1 protein-coding gene is annotated in these 356 nt (G+C 35.1%); it reads right to left on the bottom strand.

Annotation, left to right across the window (positions count from 1 at the left end; all coding sequences use genetic code 11):
- Positions 1–356, bottom strand: a 356-nt coding sequence (locus tag CF599_RS19385) for a transposase (protein WP_143824849.1), incomplete at both ends; no start/stop codon positions are given.

The following is a 356-nucleotide window of genomic DNA, read 5'->3' as shown; positions in this document are numbered from 1 at the left end:
CATTTTTCTAATTCAATCTTCACAAAAAGATTTAGTCGTATAAAAGCAACTAAATTCGATAGATGCCAACCAAATTTAGCCTGTGCTCGTAGTGCTTTTAGTATTAAAATAGTAATAAGCGCAGTCCAAATTTGGATCATTACGGCATTTTCTGAAGTCCCTACAAAGGATTTTATGTGTAGAAGTTGTTTAAGATCCCTAAAGAATATCTCTACCATCCATCTACTTTTATACAGTTCGCTAATTGTATTTGCAGTCCACGTAAATTGATTTGTAATGAGCTCAATGACTTGCTCGTTCTCAGTATCCCACACCGCCACACGCCTTAATTTACTAGAATATACTTGTGATGACCT

Source organism: Myroides sp. N17-2 (assembly GCF_002286775.1).
GTDB lineage: Bacteria > Bacteroidota > Bacteroidia > Flavobacteriales > Flavobacteriaceae > Flavobacterium.
Note: the sequence above shows the minus strand (reverse complement) of the source record. Positions and strands in the feature narration are given on the sequence as shown.